The 20,608-nt window shown below is 62.6% G+C and carries 20 protein-coding genes; 12 read left to right on the plus strand and 8 right to left on the minus strand.

Translation table 11 applies throughout. From position 1 onward, the window contains the following. Nucleotides 1–3 precede the first annotated feature (3 nt). From holA to ACR0EF_RS12590, 4 genes are all read right to left on the minus strand, one after another. The gene (gene holA / locus ACR0EF_RS12575) at nucleotides 4–1,032 is read right to left on the minus strand and encodes a DNA polymerase III subunit delta (protein WP_170372973.1); all 1,029 of its coding nucleotides are present in this window, start codon (nucleotides 1,030–1,032) and stop codon (nucleotides 4–6) included. Continuing rightward, nucleotides 1,029–1,529 (minus strand): LPS assembly lipoprotein LptE, encoded by a 501-nt coding sequence (lptE, locus tag ACR0EF_RS12580; RefSeq protein ID WP_170341298.1) that lies wholly within the window; start codon nucleotides 1,527–1,529, stop codon nucleotides 1,029–1,031. Before lptE ends, holA begins: the two co-directional genes overlap by 4 nt. Further along, nucleotides 1,516–4,053, minus strand: a complete 2,538-nt coding sequence (gene leuS / locus ACR0EF_RS12585) for a leucine--tRNA ligase (RefSeq protein ID WP_170372974.1) — start codon at nucleotides 4,051–4,053, stop codon at nucleotides 1,516–1,518. The genes lptE and leuS overlap by 14 nt, the downstream gene beginning before the upstream one ends. A 72-nt stretch (nucleotides 4,054–4,125) precedes the next feature. Beyond that, a complete protein-coding gene (locus tag ACR0EF_RS12590) occupies nucleotides 4,126–4,614 on the minus strand; it encodes a DUF3576 domain-containing protein (protein ID WP_170372975.1) in 489 nt (162 codons plus the stop codon). Between the two features lie 280 nt (nucleotides 4,615–4,894). Between ACR0EF_RS12590 and ACR0EF_RS12595 the strand changes: the two genes are divergently transcribed. Both ACR0EF_RS12595 and ACR0EF_RS12600 read left to right on the plus strand, forming a co-directional pair. Further along, on the plus strand, nucleotides 4,895–5,971 hold the full coding sequence (locus ACR0EF_RS12595; protein ID WP_170373012.1) for a porin: 1,077 nt from the start codon (nucleotides 4,895–4,897) through the stop codon (nucleotides 5,969–5,971). A 103-nt stretch (nucleotides 5,972–6,074) separates the two neighbouring features. Next, a complete protein-coding gene (locus ACR0EF_RS12600; RefSeq protein WP_170372976.1) occupies nucleotides 6,075–6,734 on the plus strand; it encodes a YggS family pyridoxal phosphate-dependent enzyme in 660 nt (219 codons plus the stop codon). Here ACR0EF_RS12600 and ACR0EF_RS12605 read toward each other — a convergent pair. Next, on the minus strand, nucleotides 6,718–7,218 hold the full coding sequence (locus ACR0EF_RS12605; RefSeq protein WP_170370061.1) for a L,D-transpeptidase family protein: 501 nt from the start codon (nucleotides 7,216–7,218) through the stop codon (nucleotides 6,718–6,720). The two genes, ACR0EF_RS12600 and ACR0EF_RS12605, sit on opposite strands and share 17 nt — an antisense overlap. After that, the gene (ribA, locus tag ACR0EF_RS12610; RefSeq protein WP_170370059.1) at nucleotides 7,215–8,309 is read right to left on the minus strand and encodes a GTP cyclohydrolase II; all 1,095 of its coding nucleotides are present in this window, start codon (nucleotides 8,307–8,309) and stop codon (nucleotides 7,215–7,217) included. Before ribA ends, ACR0EF_RS12605 begins: the two co-directional genes overlap by 4 nt. Nucleotides 8,310–8,471: 162 nt before the next feature. On the opposite strand from ribA, the gene ACR0EF_RS12615 reads away from it, so the two are divergent. The 5 genes from ACR0EF_RS12615 (at nucleotide 8,472) to ACR0EF_RS12635 (ending at nucleotide 11,996) form a co-directional block, all read left to right on the plus strand. Continuing rightward, entirely contained in the window at nucleotides 8,472–9,158 is a 687-nt protein-coding gene (locus ACR0EF_RS12615; RefSeq protein WP_093964262.1) for a response regulator transcription factor, read from the plus strand. A 192-nt stretch (nucleotides 9,159–9,350) separates the two neighbouring features. Further along, complete coding sequence (locus ACR0EF_RS12620; RefSeq protein ID WP_170372977.1) at nucleotides 9,351–10,139, plus strand: exodeoxyribonuclease III; 789 nt, start codon at nucleotides 9,351–9,353, stop codon at nucleotides 10,137–10,139. Between the two features lie 88 nt (nucleotides 10,140–10,227). Next, nucleotides 10,228–11,145 carry a thioredoxin family protein gene (locus tag ACR0EF_RS12625; RefSeq protein ID WP_170341311.1) on the plus strand — a complete coding sequence of 306 codons (918 nt, stop codon included), beginning with the start codon at nucleotides 10,228–10,230 and terminating at the stop codon, nucleotides 11,143–11,145. A 27-nt stretch (nucleotides 11,146–11,172) separates the two neighbouring features. Further along, a complete protein-coding gene (locus ACR0EF_RS12630; protein WP_093964265.1) occupies nucleotides 11,173–11,814 on the plus strand; it encodes an LON peptidase substrate-binding domain-containing protein in 642 nt (213 codons plus the stop codon). Continuing rightward, nucleotides 11,811–11,996 (plus strand): Trm112 family protein, encoded by a 186-nt coding sequence (locus ACR0EF_RS12635; RefSeq protein WP_093964266.1) that lies wholly within the window; start codon nucleotides 11,811–11,813, stop codon nucleotides 11,994–11,996. Before ACR0EF_RS12630 ends, ACR0EF_RS12635 begins: the two co-directional genes overlap by 4 nt. Here ACR0EF_RS12635 and ACR0EF_RS12640 read toward each other — a convergent pair. Next, entirely contained in the window at nucleotides 11,993–13,219 is a 1,227-nt protein-coding gene (locus ACR0EF_RS12640) for an FAD-dependent monooxygenase (protein WP_170372978.1), read from the minus strand. The two genes, ACR0EF_RS12635 and ACR0EF_RS12640, sit on opposite strands and share 4 nt — an antisense overlap. Nucleotides 13,220–13,312: 93 nt before the next feature. On the opposite strand from ACR0EF_RS12640, the gene ACR0EF_RS12645 reads away from it, so the two are divergent. From ACR0EF_RS12645 to ACR0EF_RS12660, 4 genes are all read left to right on the plus strand, one after another. Then, nucleotides 13,313–14,641, plus strand: coding sequence for an amidase (locus tag ACR0EF_RS12645; RefSeq protein ID WP_170372979.1), 1,329 nt, complete (start codon nucleotides 13,313–13,315; stop codon nucleotides 14,639–14,641). A 109-nt stretch (nucleotides 14,642–14,750) separates the two neighbouring features. Further along, nucleotides 14,751–15,932 carry an aminotransferase class I/II-fold pyridoxal phosphate-dependent enzyme gene (locus tag ACR0EF_RS12650; RefSeq protein ID WP_170372980.1) on the plus strand — a complete coding sequence of 394 codons (1,182 nt, stop codon included), beginning with the start codon at nucleotides 14,751–14,753 and terminating at the stop codon, nucleotides 15,930–15,932. A 13-nt stretch (nucleotides 15,933–15,945) separates the two neighbouring features. Further along, the gene (locus ACR0EF_RS12655; protein WP_170372981.1) at nucleotides 15,946–18,849 is read left to right on the plus strand and encodes a DNA translocase FtsK; all 2,904 of its coding nucleotides are present in this window, start codon (nucleotides 15,946–15,948) and stop codon (nucleotides 18,847–18,849) included. A 39-nt stretch (nucleotides 18,850–18,888) separates the two neighbouring features. Further along, complete coding sequence (locus ACR0EF_RS12660) at nucleotides 18,889–19,485, plus strand: LolA family protein (RefSeq protein ID WP_170372982.1); 597 nt, start codon at nucleotides 18,889–18,891, stop codon at nucleotides 19,483–19,485. A gap of 12 nt (nucleotides 19,486–19,497) precedes the next feature. Here the strand turns inward: ACR0EF_RS12660 and ACR0EF_RS12665 are convergent, their stop codons facing one another. Beyond that, nucleotides 19,498–20,079 (minus strand): transglycosylase SLT domain-containing protein, encoded by a 582-nt coding sequence (locus tag ACR0EF_RS12665; RefSeq protein ID WP_093964271.1) that lies wholly within the window; start codon nucleotides 20,077–20,079, stop codon nucleotides 19,498–19,500. 188 nt (nucleotides 20,080–20,267) lie between these two features. Between ACR0EF_RS12665 and hspQ the strand changes: the two genes are divergently transcribed. Continuing rightward, nucleotides 20,268–20,594, plus strand: coding sequence for a heat shock protein HspQ (hspQ, locus tag ACR0EF_RS12670; protein ID WP_170341320.1), 327 nt, complete (start codon nucleotides 20,268–20,270; stop codon nucleotides 20,592–20,594). Nucleotides 20,595–20,608 lie beyond the last annotated feature (14 nt).

Below are 20,608 nucleotides of genomic sequence, written 5' to 3' on the forward strand. Positions count from 1 at the left end.
AATTCAGCGTGACCGCGCCAGCATGGCCAGCCGGATCAGAGCGCGCTCGACCAGGGCCATGGCCGGGGCAGTCTGCCCTGCCGACCGGAGAGAAAGATCCGTATCCGTCAGCACGGTCAGAGCCGTCTGCAGCTTGTGCGCACCCCAATTCTGCGCCTGCCGAAGGATCCGGTCACGCCGTTTGCCATAGACCGGCGGCCGGAGTTTGCCGATCCCTTGCGCTGCGCCACCGGGGTCCGAGGCGCAGGCATAGAGCGTGCGAAAATGGCGGGTCGCGCCGATGCACAGGGACACCGCATTGGTTCCCTGCGCCTGCAACCGCCGGATCAGGGGCCCGATTTCACCGGATCGGCCTTCGGCAACGACGTTGAGAACGTCATCCAGGGCCGCCTCATTGGATTGCGGCGCGCAGGCCTCGATGTCTTCGACGGCAACGTCTGAGGCATCACCGCGTTTGTACAGAGACAGCTTTTCAACGGTTTGCGCAAAGTCGCCCGGGCTGAGTTCGGTGGCCAGATCGCTGAGCACGGACATCGCGTCACGGGGAACGCTCGCAAGTCCGGCTTGGGCCAGAACACGCTCGATCTCCGCGCGCGACGGTGGATCGTCATAGATCCCGACCGCATAGGCGGCCCGATGGCCTTCGAACGCTTTGCGCAGCTTCGAGCTGGCCTTGAGCTGCCCGGCGGTCACAATGATCTGAGCGTCGCCTTGCGCCCAATCCTCGAGCGCGGCGGCGATCGCCGGGGTTGCGGCGTCGGTTGCATCCTCGACGAATACGGCGCGCGCGCCGGGAAAGAACCCGACAGCCTTCACGGCATCCAGCAGAAGGGCAGGATCCGCCCGCAGATCCGTGGCCGGAAGACGGCTCAGGCGCATTTCCTCTTCGGCACCCGGGCCCAACAGCGCGGCCAATACCTGCTGGCGCTTGAGCGCGACGCGCATCGCGTCGGCACCGTAGATCAACAATCCCGTCTTGTCGGGGTCAGGTTTGGCGAAATACCCCTCGGCGTCGCGCGGGGACAGCTTCATGAAGCCAGGCCCGGTGCGGAATACAGGCGCGTGACGATCTGATCGGACAGGATGACCATCAGCCTCTCTTTGGCATCCCGTTCATCAGCGAGCGTGGAAACGGTGGACCCCGCGGCGGAGTAGCCAACGAAATCGGCCACAGTGCCGGAGACAAGAATCTGGCCCGTTTCATTGGATTTCAGCGTATAGCTGGCGCGCCCGTCGATCGAATACCGGTTGGTCTCGTTCGAGGTCGTGATGGCGGCCCCGCGGGTCACCGTAGAGACCTGCACATTCAGGCTGTAATCCTTCGCCGAACTGACGCTGCGCCCGAGGGACTGTTCCAGATTCTGCACCAGAAGGTAGCTTTCGACCGAATCTGGCGCTGACACGGCGACCTTGCCGTATAATTCGCTGCCGGCGCCGCCCGGGGCATAAACCGGCTGGAACCCGCAAGCGGGCGCCACGGTCAACGCCGCCAGCGAAAGCAGCAGGTTTCTGCGGTCAAACAACGACATTCACGATCCGGCCCGGAACAACGATCACCTTTTTCGGAGCAGCGCCATCCAGCGCCTTCTGCACAGCTTCGGTGCTGAGCGCGATTCTTTCAACCTGCGTCTTGTCCAGATCCTTGGGCACGCTGATTTCGGCGCGGCGTTTGCCGTTGATCTGGATGGGCAGGGTGACGGTGTCGTCGACCAGCATCGACTCGTCTGCCACCGGCCAGGGCGCCAGCGCCACCAGCCCTTCGCCGCCCAGCATCTGCCACAGTTCTTCGGACAGGTGCGGCGTCATCGGCGACATCAGCTGCGCCAGCGTCTTGGCCGCCTGCCGCTTGGCCTGTGCGCCCGCCTTGGATTTGGCCAGCGTGTTGGTAAAGGCATAGAGCTTGGCGATCGAGGCGTTGAAGCCGAAGGATTCGACCCCGCCGGTCACGTCATGGATGGTCTTGTGCATCTCTCGCAGCAGCGCTTCGTCCTCGGCATTGGCCGGGGCGTCGGACGCGGCGATCTCGGACACGATGCGATGCACGCGGCTGAGGTGCTTGTGCGCGGCCTCGGCGCCGGCGGCGGTCCATTCCACGTCACGCTCGGGCGGCGAATCGGACAGAACGAACCAACGCGCGGTATCCGCCCCGAAGGCCGAGATGATGCTGACCGGGTCGACCACGTTTTTCTTCGATTTCGACATCTTGGCCGAGGGGATGATCTCGACCGGCTCGCCCGTCGCCTTCAGCTTGCCGTCCTCGACCTCTTCGGGAAGGTGATAGACCGGGCGGCCCTTGTCGTCGCGGGTCTGATAGATTTCATGGGTGACCATGCCCTGGGTGAACAGCGCGTCGAACGGCTCGATCGCCTTTTTCGGCAGATGCCCCGTCAGATGCATGGCCCGGGCGAAGAACCGCGAATACAGCAGGTGCAGGATGGCGTGTTCGATGCCGCCGATATACTGGTCCACGTTCATCCAGTATTCGGCTTCGGCCAGATCGGTCGGCGTTTCCGCCCGCGGGGCGGTGAAACGGGCGAAATACCACGACGAATCGACAAACGTGTCCATCGTGTCGGTTTCGCGCTTGGCCGGTTTGCCGCAGGACGGGCAGGCACAGTCGCGCCAGGTCGGGTGACGATCCAGCGGGTTGCCCGGTTTGTCGAAGGTGACATCGTCGGGCAGGCGAATCGGCAGGTTTTCCTTTTTCTCCGGCACCACGCCGCAATCGTCGCAATGTACCACCGGGATCGGACAGCCCCAGTAGCGCTGGCGCGACAGGCCCCAATCGCGCAGGCGGTACTTGGTCACGCCTTTGCCCCAGCCGGCCTTCTCGGCAAAGTCGATAGTCGCGTCGATGGCTTCCTGTCCGGTGGCCTCGGTCAGACCGGCGAAATGGTTGACCCAGCGCACCTTCTGCTCTTTCGGCGGGACGAAGGCGATCTTGTCCACCGGCGTGTCGTCATCCAGGGCAAAGAAGGTGTCGATTACCGGCAGGTCGTATTTGCGGCAGAAATCCAGGTCGCGCTGGTCATGCGCGGGGCAGGCAAAGATCGCGCCGGTGCCGTAATCCATCAGGATGAAATTCGCGATCCAGACCGGCAGTTCCCAATTCGGGTCCAGCGGGTGTTTGACGCGGATGCCGGTGTCGAAACCCAGCTTCTCGCCGGTCTCGATGGCCTCTTCCGTGGTGCCACCCTTGCGACATTCGGCAACAAATTCAGCGACTTCGGGGTTCTCGGCCTCAAGCTGCTTGGCTATCGGGTGATCGGGCGAGATACCCACGAAAGACGCCCCCAACAGCGTGTCCGGCCGCGTGGTATAGACGGTGATGGGTGCACTGCCGTCGGTGCGCTCGAAGGAAAACTCCAGACCGCGTGACTTGCCGATCCAGTTTTCCTGCATCAGCCGCACCTTGGCGGGCCAGTTGTCGAGCGTATCCAGCGCATCAAGAAGCTCTTCCGAGAACTCGGAGATCTTGAAGAACCACTGGGTCAGCTCGCGCCGCTCGACCAATGCGCCCGAGCGCCAGCCGCGGCCGCTTTCCACCTGTTCGTTGGCCAGCACGGTCATGTCCACCGGGTCCCAGTTGACCACGGCGTTCTTGCGATAGACCAGGCCCGCATCCAGCATGTCGAGGAACAGCGCCTGCTGCTGGCCGTAATATTCCGGGTCACAGGTCGCGAATTCGCGCGACCAGTCGATCGACAGGCCCAGCGGCTTCATCTGCGCGCGCATGTCGGCGATGTTGCCATAGGTCCAGTCCTTGGGGTGGCCGCCGATGGCCATGGCCGCGTTTTCCGCCGGCATCCCGAAAGCGTCCCAGCCCATCGGGTGCAGAACGTTGTGCCCGGTGCTCAGCTTGTGGCGCGCGATCACGTCACCCATGGTGTAGTTGCGCACATGCCCCATGTGGATGCGCCCCGACGGATAGGGGAACATTTCCAGCACATAGTATTTCGGCTTGTCCGCCGTCCGTTTGGCGGTGAAGATCCCGGCCTTGTCCCAGGCCTCTTGCCATTTTGCTTCGATTTCGTTGGCCGAGTAACGCGACATCATGCGGTCCTTCGTGAATGAAAACGCCGGGCAGGGGCCCGGCGTGGTAATATTGTGATTTTCTGCGGGTTGCTAGAGCTTGTTGTCCGCGATCCGCAGCTGGCGCGCCCGCGAAAGAATCGCATCTTCGACCGCACGCGTGGTCGCCGCGCTGACCGGAGCGCCTCCGTTGGTCTGCAGAGCCACCGAAAGGGACCGCGCCGCCAGGGCCGGATCACTGATGTGCACCGTTGCCCGATAGGACCGCCCACCGCCCGGCGGTTTGCCGTAACCCGTTATGATCACGCCGGTAAACGGATCCACCTCCTGCACCGGCAGGAAGCTGAGCACATCCAGCGACGCCGCCCACAGGTACCGGTTGACCTGGGTGACCTGTTCCGAGTTGTTGGGGCCGAACACATCCCAGATGGTCGAACGATTCGGATCGTTGAGCTCGCGGGCCTCGGACGAGCTGCCGTCGGCGGATAGAACATTGGGGTTGGGCGACGTGCTCCGATTCTGTCCGCACGCAGAAACGGAGGCAGTCAAAACGGTCAAACCCAAAATCGTCAGCAGGCGCATCGTCGGCAGGTCCTGTTTTCACATGTTTTGCTTTGCTAGGGGATACTCCTAGACAACGTACTGTGCTGCAACAACCCCATTCTTGGCTTACGTACCGGTGCCGCTGAAATATCGGGGTGAATTCGACTGTGGCATCCTTGCACCAATTTGGGGCCAAAGAACCGAAGCTGTCCAAGGCATGCTTGCGCAACAGGGGCAAAAAGAGCGAAACGGTCTGCGTGCTGAGACATATGCAGCAGGTATGTGTCGAGTAGAAATTATTGAAACCGAGGGAAACAAGATGAAAAAAGTTCTCTTCGCATCGACCGCACTGATCGCAACCGCATCGGTTGCCGCGGCCGAAGTTAAGTTCAGCGGTTATGGCCGCTTTGGTATCGGTTACCTGGAAGACCGTACCGGCGTTGTGACCAACTTCAACACCGGCGTGACCATCACCGGCGTTACCACGACGACCGCGTCGGGTGGTACCACCACCACCACGCTGACCGACCAGACCACCACCAACACCACGACCGTTTCGACCGACGAAACCATCCTGGTCTCGCGCTTCCGCCTGAACATCGACGGCATCGCGGAAACCGACGGTGGCGTCCGCTTTGAAGCACGTGTTCGTCTGCAGGCTGACGAAAACGCCAACACCGGCGAAGCAAACGCAGCCGGCCTGAACGGCGCTCGCTTCTCGGTCATCTACGGTGGTCTGCGTGTTGACGCCGGCAACGTTGCTGGTTCGTTCGACAACTTGGCAAACTACTACGGTAACGAGCCGGGCCTGGAAAACTTCATCGGCCAGTACTCGGGCGTTGACTACAGCTTCCTGGGCTACTCGTCGACCGGTGCAGGTTCGAACGCTGTGTTCTTCCAGTACGCAGTTGGTGACTTCGCCTTCGGTGCATCGTACGACCAGGCAACCTTCGGCCTGAACGGTGTTGCAGACAGCGCAGACCGCTGGGACATCAGCTTCACCTACAGCTTCAACAACTTCACCGCAGCTGTTGCTTATGGTGAAACCAGCGCCATCGGCGACGTTGTTGAGAAGCAGAGCCTGGCAGTTCTGACCCTGGGTGCTGAATTCGGCGACTTCTCGGGCACCATCTTCGTCGCAGACGATGACGTTGCAGACGACTCGCTGAACGGCACTGCATACGGTCTGTCGGCAGCCTACAACGTTGGCGCTGCAACCACCCTGACCTTCGCTTACGGTGACGGTTCGGCTGACAACGACACCCAGCAGTACGGCATTGGCGCCATCTACGACCTGGGCGGCGGTGCATCGCTGCGCGGTGGTATCGGCCAGTCGAAAGCCGGTGACGGCGACAGCCGCCTGCGCGCTGACTTCGGTGCTCAGTTCAACTTCTAAGTTGATCTGAACCGCAAGGTTTGAGGGCGGGTCTTCGGACCCGCCCTTTTCTTTTGCGCCGACATGGTGTTTTTCTGCGGACAAATGGAAACAGAGGGAACCCATGTCGCTGCAAGAAATCACCGCCCGCATCGCCAAGGCCGAAGCCGCAGCCGGCCGCCCCAAGGGCTCGGTCCGGCTGATTGCGGTATCCAAGGTGCAGCCCAACGACCGGGTCGAGGCCGTGTTGAAGCAGGATCACCGGTGTTTTGGTGAAAACCGGGTGCAGGAGGCTGCCGGCAAGTGGCCCGCCTTCCGTGAAAGCTATCCCGATATTGATCTGCATCTGATTGGTCCGCTGCAAACCAACAAGGCGCGGCAGGCGATGGAGCTGTGCAACGCGATCCACTCGGTCGACCGTCCCAAACTGGCCAAAACCCTTGCGCGGCTGGCGCAAGAGCTGGGGCAGTGTCCTGATCTGTTCATTCAGGTGAATACTGGCGAAGAGGCCCAGAAAGCCGGGGTCATGCCCGCCGAGGCCGATGATTTTGTCGCCGAATGCCGCTCACTTGACCTGCCGGTGCGTGGGTTGATGTGCATTCCGCCCGTCGACGAGGAGCCCGCGCTGCATTTTGCTTTGCTGGCCAAGATCGCGGGCAGGAACGGGCTGGATGGCCTGTCCATGGGGATGAGCAGCGATTTTGAAACCGCGATCGCACTGGGTGCAACTCATGTCCGGGTGGGGTCGGCCATCTTTGGTGACCGGGTCAAACCCGCGGAATGATGATACGGGTTCCGGGTGTGACGCGCCGCGCGATCCAGTGCAGGTGGTCGCGCCGGAACGCCACGCAGCCTTCGGTCGGATAGCCCGGTCTGCGCCACTGATGCAGAAAGATCGCTGATCCGCTGCCCGGTGTGGCGACGGGCCAATTCCAATCGGTAACCAGCACCAGATCGTACAGCGGGTCAGCCCGACGCAGGCGTTCGTGACTGCATGGGTAGGGCGCCCGAACGTGTTGGTTGTAGGCCTGATCCCTATCGTCATCCGACCACAGATCGCCCGGCCCGATGGGCAAAGCCCACGGGGCGGGCGGCGCAATCCGATCCGGGCGGTACAGCATCCCGACAATGTGGTGGTGCCCTGTGGGGGTGGCCCCGTCGCCCTCGCGTTTGTGGTTGCTCAGGCCACCTTTGCCGACGGTGCAGGGAAACCTGCGGCCGAAGAACCGCACTCCGGTCGGCGTCACCACCAGATCAAGAGGGCTCACAGCAGGTGGCCCGATTTCGAGGCCTTGGTCGCCAGATAGGCCCGGTTGTGGGGAGTTTCCCCGACCTTCAACGGCACACGCTCGGTAACGGCAATCCCGGTCCGTTCCATCATTGCGATCTTCGCCGGGTTGTTGGTCAGCAACCGGACCGAACTGAACCCGAGCGATTTCAGGATGTCCGATCCCAGGCGGAAGTCGCGTTCGTCATCTTCAAACCCAAGCCGGTGGTTGGCCTCGACCGTGTCGAAGCCCTGATCCTGCAGGAAATAGGCGCGCATCTTGTTGGCCAGGCCGATCCCGCGACCTTCCTGGTTGAGATACAGCAGAACCCCATGCCCCTCGGCCCCCATCTGGGCTAGGGCACCGCGCAGTTGCGGGCCGCAGTCGCATTTCAGGCTGCCCATCAGATCACCGGTAAAACAGGCCGAATGCAACCGAGCCAAAACAGGTTTCGAGCGATCCGGGCGGCCGATTTCGATGGCATAGTGCTCCTCGCCACCGTCCTCTGGGCGGAAGACGTGCAGACGACCGGCCTCGGACACCTCCATCGGCAGGCGCGCGGCCACCACCTCGTGCAAGGGGCTGCGATCGGCCAGATGCGGCGCGGCGCGTGTGTGGTCGATGCAGGTCAGTCCGTGTGTCGCTGCAAAGGCCCGGCCGTTTTCGACCGCAACCACCACCGCGGCGGGCAGCAGGCGGGCGGATTTGCTCAGTGCGATTGCGATGCGATGCAGGTGTGCATTGCCCTGGCGCTGAGTCATTAAGGGCCCCTTCATCGGGGCATTCAGGTCATCGGACGGGTCTGCAACCGCCTGCACCCACCCCAGATCAGCCTCGGCCGGAATCACGACCCGAGCAAGATCACCGTCATAGGCGCGGGCTTTGAGCGTTTCGGCCCGTCGTCCTGTGATGGCAACCACAGGCGTGTCGCCCAGCCCCCTCAGGTCCGCCAGACGCTGCGGGTTGAGTGTCTCTGCGGCGACGGCGACAACGCTGAGATCCCCGTCATCCGTCAGCACGACCGGAACGCCCATCCGAAGGTCGGCACGCGCCCGGGCCAGCAACTCGGTGATGTCTGGAATGAGACTCATTGATGTTATCCTGTAACGTTCGACCCTCGTCCTAGCCCGTTCGAAAGGAAATGTGAAACATTTCCGGCCCAACAGACACGAGGGCGTGAGAGCATTGCAGCAAAACTTGTTGATTGCATCTTCCACGCTCAAGTGTTGCAAAAGGTTTAGGAGGACCGGGACATGGCGCAACTCAAGAAAATCCTGCTGGTCGATGACGATGAAGACCTGCGCGAGGCGCTGAGCGAGCAGTTGGTGATGACCGAGGACTTTGATGTATTCGAAGCCTCCGACGGCCAATCCGCGATGGAGCGTGCGCGCGAAGCCATCTATGACCTTGTGATCCTGGATGTGGGTTTGCCCGACACAGATGGGCGCGAGCTGTGCCGCCTGATGCGCAAGCAGGGGGTCAAAAGCCCGATCCTGATGCTGACCGGCCATGACAGCGACGCAGATACGATCCTGGGTTTGGACGCGGGCGCCAACGACTATGTCTCAAAGCCGTTCAAGTTCCCGGTGCTTCTGGCCCGGATCCGCGCGCAGCTGCGCCAGCATGAACAATCCGAGGACGCGGTTTTTGTCCTTGGGCCCTATACCTTCAAACCCGCGATGAAGATGTTGATCACCGAGGACGACCGCAAGATTCGGCTGACCGAGAAGGAAACCAACATTCTCAAATTCCTGTATCGATCGACCGACGGCGTGGTGGCGCGCGATGTGCTGCTGCACGAGGTCTGGGGCTACAACGCCGGTGTGACCACACATACGCTGGAAACGCACATCTACCGCCTGCGTCAGAAAATCGAGCCCGATCCCTCCAATGCGCGCCTTTTGGTCACAGAATCTGGTGGATATCGACTGGTGTCGTAACCATAGGTGGATTGATGTGGATCAAAGTGATACTCTGTAAGCATCTTTAGGATAATCCCATCCCGCGCATGTCCGGGTCATGACATGTACCTCCCTGTTGGACTGCCGGGCCTTTGGCCCGGCTTTTTTTCGGATGGCACCCCAGCACCTGCCGCGCTAGTTTGCCCGAGTCGCGACAAGGGAACCCCGATCATGCCTTTCACTCTGGCCACCTGGAACATCAATTCCGTTCGCCTGCGCGAGCCCATCGTGCTGAAGCTGCTGCAGGAAGAAGCGCCGGACGTGCTCTGCCTGCAAGAGTGCAAATCGCCGGTCGACAAGATCCCGACCGAGGGATTCGCGGAACTGGGCTACACCCACATGATCGCCCGCGGTCAGAAGGGCTATAACGGCGTGGCCATCCTGTCGCGCCTGCCGATCACGGATCTGGGCGATCAGGACTTTGCCGGGCTGGGCCATGCCCGGCATGTGGCGGGGCGATTGGAAAACGGGGTGATCATCCACAATTTCTACGTCCCGGCAGGCGGCGACGTTCCCGATCGCGAGGTGAACGAGAAATTTGGCCAGAAGCTGGATTACCTGACCGACATGCGCGACTGGTTCCACGCCGAAAAGCCGCAGAAATCCATTCTGGTCGGCGACCTGAACATCGCCCCTCGCGAGGACGACGTGTGGTCGCACAAGCAACTGCTCAAGGTCGTGTCGCACACGCCGATCGAGGTCGAGCAACTTGCCGAGACGCAGGATGCGGGCGGCTGGGTCGATATCACCCGGCAGGACATCCCCGAGGGACAGCTCTACAGCTGGTGGTCCTATCGCGCCCGCGACTGGGATGCGGCTGACAAGGGGCGGCGCCTGGATCACGTCTGGGCGACGCCTGATATCTCGAACGCCGGCCATTCCAGCCGCATCCTGCGCGACGCGCGCGGCTGGGAGAAGCCCAGCGACCACGCGCCCGTCTTTGCCAGTTTCGATCTTTGATCGGTGCGGGATTCCGCAACTCGGCCCTTGGTTTCCCGGTCGGCTGGTTGCATATAAGGCGCAAGACTGAATCCGGAGAGTGAATGCCATGGAACTTCTGAACGGCGCAGGCAGCCCCGCAGCCACCGATCTGATCAAAGACGGAACCGAGGCCACTTTCATGGCCGATGTCGTCGAGGCATCGCAGGAATTGCCCATTATCGTCGACTTCTGGGCGCCCTGGTGCGGTCCGTGCAAGACCTTGGGTCCGGCCTTGGAAGAGGCCGTGACCGCGGCCAAGGGCGCGGTCAAGATGGTTAAAATCAACGTGGACGAGGCGCAGATGATCGCCTCGCAATTGCGTATCCAGTCGATTCCGACCGTCTATGCCTTCTTCAAGGGGCAGCCGGTTGACGGGTTCCAAGGCGCTTTGCCAGGATCGGAGATCAAGGCCTTTATCGACCGTGTGATCGAGGCCGCCGGGGGCCAGAGCCCGGGCGGCCAGCTGGACGAGGCCGTGGAGGCCGCCGAAGAGATGCTGAATGATGGCGCGGCAGTGGATGCGGCCCAGACCTTTGCCGCCATTCTTGGCGAAGACCCCAAACATGCCGCGGCCTATGGCGGCCTGGTGCGGGCGCATATCGCGATGGGTGACCTTGATCAGGCCGAGGCGATCCTGAACGGCGCTCCGGCCGAGATTTCAACGACGGCCGAGTTGGAAGCTGCCCATGCGCAGCTGGAACTGGCCAAGCAGGCCGCAAATGCCGGGCCGGTGGCCGAGTTGACGGCAGCGGTCGAAGCAGATCCCGACAACCATCAGGCCCGGTTTGACCTGGCGCAAGCGCTCTATGCCAACGGCAAGGCCGCCGAGGCGGTTGACCAGCTTCTGGAGCTGTTCCGCCGCGATCGGGAATGGAATGATGGCGCAGCCAAGGCGCAGTTGTTCACCATCTTCGATGCGCTCAAGGCCAATGACCCGATCGTTTTGAACGGTCGCCGCAAACTCAGCTCGATGATATTTGCCTAACCGCGCATCAGAGCTAGAATCGGAAACATGATGCATCCCGCCGATCTGCCGGACACGGTGTCCGTGTTTCCTCTGCCCGGGGCGCTGTTGCTGCCCCGGTCACGCCTGCCGCTGCATATTTTCGAGCCCCGCTACCTGCAAATGCTGGATGACGCCTTGAAAACCAAAGAGCGGCTGATCGGCATGGTCCAGCCGAACCCTTGTCAGAACGACGACACCAAGTTGCATCGGATCGGATGCGCCGGACGTGTCACGCAGTTTTCCGAGACCGAGGACGGGCGCTATCTGATCACGTTGTCCGGCGTTTCCCGGTTTCGTATCCAATCCGAATTGGATGGTTTCACGCCGTATCGTCGCTGCGCCGTTACCTGGGACGGGTTCGACCGCGATCTGGGCAAAGGGGAAATCGACGATACGTTCGACCGGTCCGGTTTCCTGCGTCTGCTGGGGCGTTACTTTTCCGCCCGCCAACTGTCGACCGATTGGGAGTCACTGAACGAGGCGGATGACGAATTGCTGGTCAACTCCCTGTCGATGCTTCTGGATTTCGACCCTGAGGACAAGCAGGCCCTGCTTGAGGCGCCCTGCCTGCGCACCAGGCGCGAAACATTGGTCACACTGATCGAATTCTCGCTGCGCGGGGGTTCAAACGAGGAACAACTGCAATGACTGAGACGGAACCGGGGTTCGACCGCCACATGCTCGAGGCGCTGATCTGCCCCCAGACCCACACCACCCTGGAATATGACGCCGAGCGGCAGGAGCTGGTCTCGAAAGCCGCTGGTCTGGCCTTTCCGATCCGCAACGGGATTCCGGTGATGCTGGTGGATGAGGCGCGCAAGCTCGACTAGATCGGGCGGCCCTGCAGCAGCTTGGGCAGGTCGCCTGTCAAACCGGCGGCCTCGCGCACGAAGCCGCGGCGCAGGTTGGGCAGGGAGCCCACGATGCCCATTCCGATGTCGCGCCCCAGCCGCAGGATCGGATTGTCGTTCGAAAACAGCTTGTTGAACACATCTGTCGCCATTGCCAGGGCCGCCGTGTCAAAGCGGCGCCATTCCTGATAACGCTCCAGAACCAGCACCGAGCCGATGTCCTCGCCGCGTCGCCCGGCCAGCGTCAGCACCTCGGCCAGAGCGCCGACGTCGCGCAGCCCGGCGTTCAGCCCCTGACCGGCGATCGGGTGCATGCCATGTGCCGCATCACCCACCAGCGCCAGCCGCTCGGCGATGAAGAAATTGGCGATGGTCAGGTTCAGCGGATAGGTGAACCGATCGCCCTGCAGGCGGATGTCACCCAGAAAATCGCCGAATCTGGGCCGCAGGACCTGAAGGTACTCGGCCTCGTCCAGCGCGTTGATGCGCTGCGCGGTGTCAGAGCGTTCGCTCCAGACGATCGAGCTGCGGTTGCCGGTCAGCGGCAGGATCGCCAGCGGTCCGGGGGGCATGAAGAACTGATGTGCGATGCCGTGATGCGGCAGGTCGTGTTCGATGGCGCAGACCAGCGCGGTCTGGCCGTAGTCCCATCCGGTCCGCTTGATCCCGGCGCGGGCGGCGGTGCCGCTGCGGCGGCCGTCGCACCCCACCAGAAGCCGACCGGACAGCGCCGATCCGTCATCCAGCGTCACGGTCACGCCACCAGGCCCGGTTTCCTGCGCAACCACGGTTTTGCCATCGACCCGAGTGATCGCCGGTTCTGCCTCCATCGCCGCAAGAAACGCGCGCCGCAGGTGACGGTCCTCGACCATATAGCCCATCGGGCCTTCCTCGATCTCGGCATGGTCGAAATGCATGAAAAACGGCGACGGGCCTGCGCCCGCATGGCCATCGGTGACCTTGATCTCCAACATCGGCTGGGCGTGCTCCGCGACCCGCTCCCAAATGCCGATCGCGGCCAGCAACCGTTGCGAGGCCAGCGCCAGCGCATAGGCACGCCCGTCGAACGCCGCGGTCTTGCGCACCTTCTCGGCCAGCGCGTCGATCACGGTGACGCTGTGCCCGGTCTGCGCCAGCGCCAGCGCCAGGGCGGGGCCGTTCAGCCCGCCGCCCACGATCAAGATATCGGAAACCTGTGTCATGCGGTGCAATATGCGCGCCCTTTCGGGATTGTCCATGTGCAGTCCTGTCGCTACCGTCGCCGAAACATGAATTTTTCCGACAAGGGGGCAATGATGCAGGACTGGCTGACCATAACGGCATGTGACCTGGGCCGCGGGATCGGCATGGGTCAGATCGATCCCGAGGAGCTGGCGGAGGTCTATCTGGCGGCCATCGACGCCCATCCGCACCGCGACCGCATCTATGCCCGCGTCACGCATGACCGCGCCCGCGCCGAAGCCCGCGCGGCCAAGGAACGGGCGGCCCAAGGTCTGCGCCGGTCCCTGCTGGATGGGGTGCCGATCAGCTGGAAGGATCTGTTCGACACCGCCGGGATCGGAACCGAGGCCGGATCGGCCCTGCTGCGGGGCAGGGTGCCTGACCATGACGCAACCGTTCTGCGCAACGCGACGGCCATGGGCGCGGTCTGTCTGGGCAAGACGCATATGAGCGAGTTGGCCTTCTCGGGCCTCGGTCTGAACCCCGTGACGGCGACGCCGCCCTGCGTGAATGACGAAAAGGCGGTTCCGGGCGGGTCGTCCTCGGGCGCGGCGGCGTCGGTGGCCTTTGGTCTGGCGGCTTGCGGTATAGGCTCGGATACGGGCGGATCGGTGCGCATTCCGGCCGCGTGGAACGACCTGGTGGGGCTGAAAACCACCTCGGGGCGGCTGAGCCTTGAGGGCGTGGTGCCCCTGTGCCTGCGGTTCGACACGGTCGGCCCGCTGGCGCGGTCCGTCGAGGATGCGGCGCAGATGCTGGCGCTGCTGGAGGGCGGAACGCCGGCCGATCTGCGGGGCGCCAGCCTGAAGGGGCGGCGGTTTGCCGATTTGCAGACCATCGCGCAGGACGATTTGCGCGACGCACCACGCCAGGCCTATGCCGATGCGCTGGATCGCCTGCGCGATGCCGGGGCCGACATCGTACCGCTGGAGGTGCCGGAACTGGCCGAGGCGATGGGCCTGTCCGGTGTTCTTTACACCACCGAAGCCTATGGCCTGTGGCGTGACGTGATCGAGGCCAACCCTGAGGCGATGTATCCCGAAATCCTTGAACGGTTCCGCTCGGGCAAGGGGCATTCTGGCCCGGATTACGTGGCCGCGTGGTCGCGCCTGAAAGCCTGCCGGTCGGTCTGGGACGCGGCCAGCGCCGGATTCGACGCGGTTCTGGCCCCCACCGCGCCGATCCTGCCGCCGGATCTGGACCGGCTGATGAATGACCATGACTATTACGTCACCGAGAACCTTCTGGCCCTGCGCAACACCCGGATCGGCAACCTGATGGGGCTGGCGGCGCTGTCGCTGCCCACCTCGACACCGTCCTGCGGGCTGATGATGTTGGGCTATCCGGGCTCGGAAGAGGCGCTTTTGCGGTTGGGTGCAGCGGCCGAGGCGGTTCTGACCTGAATGCCACAATCCCCTGATTCGGAACCTGTTTGTCTGGACGCGCGGGGGTTCGGCCTGTAATCTGCTGGAAAACCGGGGCGCCAATGATCCCGGTATCGAGGCAGCAGTCATGAATTTCCCCGAGCGGTTTTCGAACCTACCGGCCTATGCTTTTCCGCGTCTACGCGCCCTGCTCGACCATCACGCGCCGGGCGGCGAAGTCGTGCATATGACGATTGGCGAGCCCAAGCATGACTTTCCGCCCTGGGTGACCGATGTCATCGTGGAAAACGCCGCCGGATTTCAAAAATACCCGCCGAACGAGGGGTCGGACGCGCTGCGCGGGGCCATCGCCGACTGGATCGACCGCCGCTATGGCGTGCGGATGGACCCCGAGGCCAACATCATGGCGCTGAACGGCACGCGCGAGGGGTTGTACAACGCCGCCATGGCGCTCTGCCCCGAGCAGAAGAACGGCCAGCAGCCGATCGTTTTGTGCCCCAACCCGTTCTACCAAGTCTACATGGTGGCCTCGATCTCGGTCGGGGCGCAGCCGTATTTCGTGCCCGCCACCGCGGCCACCGGGCATCTTCCGGACTATGCCGGCCTTCCAGAGGATGTGCTGAACCGCACCGCCGTGGCCTATATCTGTTCGCCCGCCAACCCGCAGGGTGCCGTCGCCTCGCGCGACTACTGGGCCGAGCTGATCCGGCTGGCCGAGCGGTACGATTTCCGCATCTTCGCCGACGAGTGCTATTCCGAGATCTACCGCGATACGCCGCCCACCGGCATCCTGACCGTCGCGCAGGAGCTGGGCGCCGATCCCGAGCGGATCACGCTGTTCAACTCGCTGTCGAAACGGTCGAACCTGGCGGGGCTGCGGTCGGGGCTGATCGCGGGCGGGCCGGAGAGCATCAAGCGGGTCAAGCAGTTGCGCGCCTATGCCGGGGCGCCCTTGCCGCTGCCGTTGCAGGCCGCCGCGGCCAGGGTCTGGGCCGACGAGGCGCATGTTCAGGAAAACCGCGCGCTGTATCAGGAAAAATATGCCATCGCCGATCAGGTGTTCGCGGGCGTTCAGGGCTATATGCCGCCCGAGGCGGGGTTCTTTCTTTGGCTGCCCGTCGAGGATGGCGAGCAGGCCGCATTGAAGCTGTGGCGGGAAACCGGGGTTCGGGTCCTGCCGGGGGCATATCTTTCACAAGGGGATCCGGGGCAGAACCCGGGCAAAGGCTTTATCAGGGTCGCGATGGTGGCCCCAAAAACAGAGATGCAGCGCGGGCTGATCACGCTCCGCGACTGCATCTATTCGTGAGGTACGAGGGCACATGGCATCTTACAACGCGCGCAACCGCGACCCATTGTTGGACAGCACCACCCAGGCCGCGATCGAGCGGCGCAGCAAGGAACTGATCGGGATCGCCTTGATCTTGGCCGGCCTGGCCGCCGCGGCGATGATCTGGTCCTACACGCCGGATGATCCGAACTGGATGGTCTCGACCGACGCGCCGGTGCAGAACTGGCTGGGCCGGTTCGGCGCCTCGATCGCTGCGCCGTTGTTCATGATCGTGGGCTGGGGCAGCCTTGGCATCGCGCTGGTGCTGGTCGGCTGGGGCGTGCGCTTTGCCGGCCATTTCGGCGAGGATCGCGCCGTGGCCCGCCTGATTTTCGCGCCGATCTGGATCGCCGTCCTCTCGGTCTATGCCGCAACCCTGGTGCCCGGCGCCGAATGGCGCGCGACGCACAGCTTTGGTCTGGGCGGTCTGTTCGGCGACACGGTGATGGGGGCGCTGCTGACGCTGTTGCCGATCTCGTCGCATTTCATGGTCAAGCTGATGTCACTGGCCATGGGGGCCGGCATGCTGGCATTGGGCGTCTTTGTGCTGGGTTTCACCAAATCGGACGTCCGGCGCGGGTTCCGGGCTTTCCTGCTGGGTCTGGTGATGGCCTATGACATGCTGATGACCGCGCTGGGTCAGGGGGCTTCGGCCACGGCCCGTGCGGCGCAGGCGCGCCGGGAAAAGTGGCAGGAACGCAAGGCAACCCAGGCCGCCGGTGCCGAATTCGAAGATGAACTGGCCTATGCCGATCCGGTCTTTGAAGAGCCCGAGATCGCAGCCCCCGAGCCCTTAAAAACGGGCCTGCTTGCGCGCATGCCTGGCCTGATCCGCCGCCCCGAGCCGATGCCCGAACCCGAACTGGTCGATCCGGAACCCGTTACCGGATATGACGAGATGCCGGGCGAGGACCGGATCCGCTCGAAGATCTCCGCGGTGATCCAGAACCGCAAGGTCGCCACCGGTGAAATCGCGCCCGAGCCCGATCCAAACCGCCCGCTGACCAAGGGGCGCGGCCGTGGTCCCGACCCGCTGATCCTGAATGCGCCGCGAGCGGGCAACCTTCCGCCCGAACCTCCGTTGACTGCTGCCGAGCTGCCGCCCGAGCCGCCGTTGACCGGTCAGCCGCCGCAGCCGTCTGCGGAAATGGAGATGTTCGCGGAAGACCCGGTCTCGGCCTATGCGCCTGAGGATATCGACGACGATCAGGTGTTCGAGGATGCAGAGGACCCAATCGCCGAGGCGCGCCCGGCCATGAAGATCCCGGTTGCCGAACCGCGCAAGCCGGTTGTCGCGCAGCCAGTCCGGCGCAACGTCCTGCCGTCGCGACGCGCTCAGGCCGAAGCGCAGCCCAGCCTGTCCTTCGAAGAGCGGCACACGGATTTCGAACTGCCACCGCTCAACCTGCTGACGAACCCGTCGGGTATTCAGCGTCATCACCTCAGCGACGAAGCGCTGGAGGAAAACGCGCGGATGCTGGAGAACGTGCTGGATGATTATGGTGTCAAAGGCGAGATCGTCAGTGTCCGCCCCGGCCCTGTCGTCACGATGTACGAGTTGGAACCCGCACCGGGCCTGAAAGCCAGCCGCGTGATCGGGCTGGCCGATGATATCGCCCGGTCGATGTCGGCCCTGTCGGCGCGTGTCTCGACCCTGCCCGGACGTTCGGTCATCGGCATCGAACTGCCCAACGAGAACCGCGAGATGGTGGTCCTGCGCGAAATCCTGGCAAGCCGCGATTTCGGCGACGGCACCCATGCGCTGCCGCTGGCGCTGGGCAAGGATATCGGCGGAGACTCGGTCGTGGCCAACCTGGCCAAGATGCCTCACCTGCTGATCGCCGGGACGACCGGTTCGGGCAAGTCGGTGGCGATCAACACGATGATCCTGTCGCTGCTCTACAAACTGACACCGGACGAATGCCGCCTGATCATGATCGACCCCAAAATGCTGGAGCTTTCCGTCTATGACGGCATCCCGCATCTGCTGTCGCCGGTCGTGACTGACCCGAAAAAGGCGGTGGTTGCCCTGAAATGGGTCGTCGGCGAAATGGAGGACCGCTATCGCAAGATGTCCAAGATGGGCGTGCGCAACATCGCCGGCTACAACGGCCGGGTGAAGGACGCGCTGTCCAAGGGCGAGATGTTCAGCCGCACGGTCCAGACCGGGTTCGACGACGAAACCGGAGAACCCGTTTTCGAGACGGAAGAGTTCGAACCCAAGGCCATGCCCTATATCGTCGTCATCGTCGACGAGATGGCCGACCTGATGATGGTGGCCGGCAAGGAGATCGAAGCCTGCATCCAGCGTTTGGCGCAGATGGCACGGGCCTCGGGCATCCACCTGATCATGGCTACGCAGCGGCCCTCGGTGGACGTCATCACCGGCACGATCAAGGCCAACTTCCCGACCCGGATCTCGTTCCAGGTGACGTCGAAAGTCGACAGCCGGACCATCCTGGGCGAGATGGGGGCCGAACAGCTGCTGGGGCAGGGCGACATGCTGTACATGGCCGGCGGCGCCAAGATCACCCGCTGCCACGGGCCGTTCGTGTCCGATGAAGAGGTCGAGGAGGTCGTGAACCACCTCAAGCAGTATGGCCCGCCCGACTATGTCGGCAGCGTGCTGGACGGCCCGTCCGAGGACAAGGCCGACAATATCGACGCGGTTCTGGGCCTGAACACCGGCGGCAACACCAATGGTGAGGACGCCCTGTACGATCAGGCGGTTGCCATCGTGATCAAGGATCGCAAGTGTTCAACCTCGTACATCCAGCGGAAACTTGCCATCGGCTACAACAAGGCTGCACGGCTGGTCGAGCAGATGGAGGACGAAGGCGTTGTTTCGGCAGCAAATCACGTAGGCAAACGCGAAATCCTCGTCCCGGAACAGTAGGATATTTAATAACAAGGGCAGAGCGCATATCTGTGTGTTATGAAACAGATTGCCCTTGCCCTTGCCCTTGCTTTGACTGCCCCTGCAGCCTGGGCCGCCGACAAGCTGGCCTTGTCGCAGATCTCGAACTATCTGAACGGATTGAAGGCCGTTCAGACGACGTTTACCCAAGTCAACGATGACGGATCGCTGAGTACCGGCAAGCTGTGGCTGCAGCGGCCCGGAAAGATGCGGTTCGAATACGATCCGCCCAACAGCGCGGTCGTGCTGGCCAATGCCGGCACCGTGATGGTGTTCGACCCCAAATCAAACCAGCCGCCCGAGCAGTACCCGTTGAAGCGCACGCCGCTGTCGCTGGTTCTGGCGCGAAACGTGAACCTGTCGCAGGCCAACATGGTAGTCGGCCACACATTTGATGGCACAGCCACGGTCGTCACCGCGCAGGACCCGAAAAACCCCGAGTCCGGGCGGATCGAGCTGATGTTCACGGCTAATCCGATCGAGCTGAGGAAATGGGTCATCTACGACAACGCCGGGGGTCAAACCACGGTGCTGCTGGGTCCCCTCAACGAAGATGTCAGAATCGACAGCGGCCTGTTTTCGAACAAGGCGCGGCGCGGGTCAGAAAACCGCTGACCCGCGGCTCTTTCAGTAGCGGCAGCTGGACAGCTGCGCCTGGTACATCTGCGCACGTGCGTCCACGTCATTGGCCACGTTCAATAGCCAGGTCTTGCCGTAGTGGCTGCCGCGTGCGTAACCCGCGCGACCTTCGTGATACGCCAGATACTGGTTCCGCGTGTCGCTGGTCGAGATGCCGATCTTCTGACTGCTTTTGTTCATGTACCAACCGACGAAATCTGACGCGTCACGAATGCGGTCACGCTTGGCGCGCCGCTTCCCCGTTTCGCGCTGATATTCTTCCCAGGTTCCGTCCAGGGCCTGGCTGAAGCCATAGGCGCTGCTCTGACGGCCCATCGGAATAACCCCCAGAACATATTTGTGGGGCGTCCGCGCGTCGTGACGATAGCGGCTTTCTTGGTAGATGGTTGCCATCTGGACATGAACCGGGACACCCCATTTGCGTTCGGTGCTTTTGAACGCCTTGATCATGTCCGGCCGCTCGCGCGCGATGGCGCAAGCGTCATTGAGGTTGCTGGGCGGACGCTGTGCGCCGCCCCCACAGGATGCCAAAAACAGCACCCCGAAGAGTACGAGAAGTTTTCTGCTCATGTGCCTCGTGCCTTTTTTTCTTTATTCTAGCGCAGATTGCAGGCTGAGGAAATCACAATCGTATAAGAAACTGTGCCGCAGGCCGCCGACTGTCAGGCATAGGTTCACAGACTGTTTCCGGGAATTTCAGATCAATGATTGGCAATTGCCGGCGGAAAGGTTTAGTAAGTGCCTTGGGGGCTGAAACAATGCTGAAGACACATGCAAAGTACCGCCTGGGCCAGGTGGTTCGTCACAAGAAACATCCCTTCCGAGGGGTGATTTTTGACGTGGATCCGGAATTTGCGAACACCGAGGAATGGTACGAGGCAATTCCCGAAGACAGCCGCCCGATCAAGGATCAGCCGTTCTACCATTTGCTGGCCGAGAACGATCAATCCTTCTATGTGGCTTATGTATCAGAGCAAAATCTGATTGCCGACCAGTCAGGCGAACCTGTTGATCATCCTGATATTCCCAACATGTTCGGGCCGTTTCAGGACGGCAGCTATCCGCTGCACTTCCAACTGAACTGATGCGGTGCTGACGC

It is taken from the genome of Ruegeria sp. CG8 (genome assembly GCF_056537165.1).